This is a genomic window from Aquitalea sp. S1-19 (assembly GCF_024343515.1).
The window spans coordinates 1-2692 of sequence record NZ_RJTZ01000213.1; the positions used below are offsets into that span (position 1 = coordinate 1).

General features: G+C 64.3%; 3 protein-coding genes and 1 pseudogene. All 4 read right to left on the minus strand.

Annotated elements, in window-relative coordinates; all coding sequences use genetic code 11:
• A pseudogene (locus tag EGI20_RS17320) lies at positions 1 to 194 on the minus strand (CheR family methyltransferase); the annotation flags it as partial.
• Entirely contained in the window at positions 194 to 796 is a 603-nt protein-coding gene (locus EGI20_RS17325; protein WP_498629184.1) for a chemotaxis protein CheD, read from the minus strand. The gene EGI20_RS17325 and the pseudogene EGI20_RS17320, both read right to left, overlap by 1 nt.
• Positions 797 to 803: 7 nt before the next feature.
• Positions 804 to 1346, minus strand: a complete 543-nt coding sequence (locus tag EGI20_RS17330; protein ID WP_498629182.1) for a chemotaxis protein CheW — start codon at positions 1344 to 1346, stop codon at positions 804 to 806.
• A gap of 33 nt (positions 1347 to 1379) precedes the next feature.
• Positions 1380 to 2692, minus strand: a 1313-nt coding sequence (locus tag EGI20_RS17335; RefSeq protein ID WP_498632960.1) for a HAMP domain-containing protein, incomplete at its 5' end; no start/stop codon positions are given.

Below are 2692 nucleotides of genomic sequence, written 5' to 3' on the forward strand. Positions count from 1 at the left end.
TCCTGCGGATGGCGCTCGTCGGTGACTCGCTGGTAGTACTGCAGGTAGTTTTCCAGTTGCAGTTCATGTAGCCGCTTTTGCAGGCGGCCCATCACCAGCGGCCGCTTGCTGTCGGCCAGATGGACGCCGGCAACACGGTAGATCAGTTGGCGCAGCAGGGTGAACTCCTGTTCGGAGAGCGCGATTTCAGGCATTAGAACAACTCGACGCGGGGTGTTTGGGGGCCGTTTTGCACCTGGCGCAGCGACTCGGCGTAGGCCTGTTCTTCGCGTTTGAGTGCCTGGGCCTGAACGGCACCGACCCCCGCGCGCCGGCACCAGGCATCTCCGGTCGCGGGGACCAGCAGCACCTTGCGCGACCAGGGGCCTAGAAAATCGGAGGCCAGTAGTGGGATGCGCTCGCGCGCGAGCCAGGTCTGGGTGAAGTCGGCGTTGCGCTTGCCAATGGAGAGCACGCCAGGCGGGGTGCTGTCGATTACATTGCCGCCGCCGAAAGCCTTGGCATGGATGCGGTGGCGGGCCGCACCCAGCTTGAGCATGGCATTGAGCAGAGCTTCCATGCAGGCATCGCCGGCCAGCAGCATGTCCTCGTCGGCATGGCGGCTGTTGCGCATCTGCGGCAGCATGAAATGATTCATGCCGGCCAGCGGCAGGCCGGTATCGATCAGACAGACCGCGACGCAGGAACCCAGCAGGGTGGCAATCGGGCGCTGCCGCTCTACTGCCCACTCGCCGGGGCGGATATTGAGTGCAAGGCGCTCAATCTCGCGCGGCGGCAGGGCCGCGTAGTCGCTCATGGCGGGGTCAGGCATCAGCCGGCAGCACGTCGGCAACCTGTGCCAGCATCGAGATTTCCTCGACTGACAGTACGCGTAACACCTCAAGGATGATCACGAACTTGCCGTTCACCTTGCCCATGCCCTGGATAAAATCGGTGCGGATGCGGGCGCCGAAGGACGGGGCCGGCTCGATCTCGGCCGGCGCGATCTCCAGCACTTCCAGCACCGCATCGACCATCACGCCGATATCCTGGCGCTGGTCCCCCTCCTGCAGTTCGATGATGACGATGCAGGTGCGCCGCGAAACCTCGGTCGCATGGTCGCCGAAGCGGCAGGAGAGGTCGATCACCGGCACCACGCTGCCGCGCAGGTTGATCACCCCGCGGATAAAGCCGGGCATCATCGGGATTTCGGTGACCGTGCCGTACTCAATGATTTCCTTCACATTGAGGATGGCGACGGCGAACACTTCGCCGCGCAGGGTGAAGGTCAGGTACTGCTGGGGCGTGCTCGCATGCGGCGTCAGCTTGCTGGCGGGTCGCTGTGGCGTCTGGGCTGCGGATTCCATCGCGCTCCCCTTCAGAATTTTTCGAAGTCGGCTTCATCGAAGACAGCCGTCACGTTGCTTCTGGCCGCGAGCGTGCGGCTGCTTGCCACCGGGGCCGGCGCGCGCCGCTTCGATGGCGGCGTTCAGTGCCAGCAGGTTGGTCTGGTAGGCGATGTCATCGATAATGCCGATCTTGTCGGCGATCGAGCTCATCGCCTCGACCGTCTTGCCGACCGCGCTGCCGCCTTCGCCTGCTTCACGTGCCGCCTTGGACGCCATATTGTCGGTGACGCGGGCGTTCTCGGTGTTCTGTGCGACCGAGGCGGTCATCTGCTCCAGGCTGGCGGTGGTCTCTTCGACCGATGCGGCCTGCTCGGAGGACGACTGCGACAGCGACTGGGCGGTGGCGGAAACCTGGCCTGCTGCATTGGACAGCGCATCGGCCGCCGTGGTGATCTGGGCGATGGTGTCGGACAGCTTGGCGATCGTGTTGTTGATGGCAGCTGCCAGCGCGGCAAAGTCGCCCTGGTACTGCGTGGTGATGGACTGCGTCATGTCGCCCTGTTCCATTGCGGCCATCACTCGCTGTACGTCGCGAATCGGCGACACCACGGCGTCGAGGGTGTCGTTGACGCCAGTGACAATGCTGCGGAAGTCGCCCTGGTGCATGCTGGCATCGGCACGGGTGTCGAGCTTGCCTGCGACCGCCGACTCGGACAGCTGTCGGGCATCGGCAATCAGGCGGTTGACTGCCTCAATACAGGTATTCAGGTTGTTTTTCAGCAGGTTGAAGTCGCCATTGTAACTGTCGCTGATCTTGGCTGGGATGTCGCCACGGGCGATGCGCGCGACGTAGTCGGCGGCAACTTGCAGCGGGCCGATCACCGCATCCAGGGTGTCGTTGACGCCGCTGACGATGGACTTGAATTCGCCCTGATGCTTGCCGGCCTCGGCGCGGGTGTCCAGTCGGCCTTCGACGGCGGCCAGGCTCAGCAGGCGGGTGTCCGCCGCCATGGCCTGCACCGAGGTCTGGACGGCACCGACCGCGCGCACCATTTCACCCACTTCGTCGCGGTGCTGGTTCTCCAGTGTGAAGCCGAAGTCACCGGCGGCCATCTTCTTCGCGGCGCCGACGGCCTCGCCCAGCGGACGGGTGATGCTGCGTGTGATCAAGAAACCGATCAGCAGGGTCAGGGTGACCGCGATGCCGCCTAGCGCGATCAGCAGCAGCTGCGTCTGCTGTGACAGTTCTGCTGCTGCCTCGCCGGACTCATTCATCAGCTTTATCTGGTAGTCGATCAGCTCGTTCACCGCGCCGATATAGGCGGTTTGGGTGCTGCGCAGGTTTCCTTGCAGCAGCGCGGCCG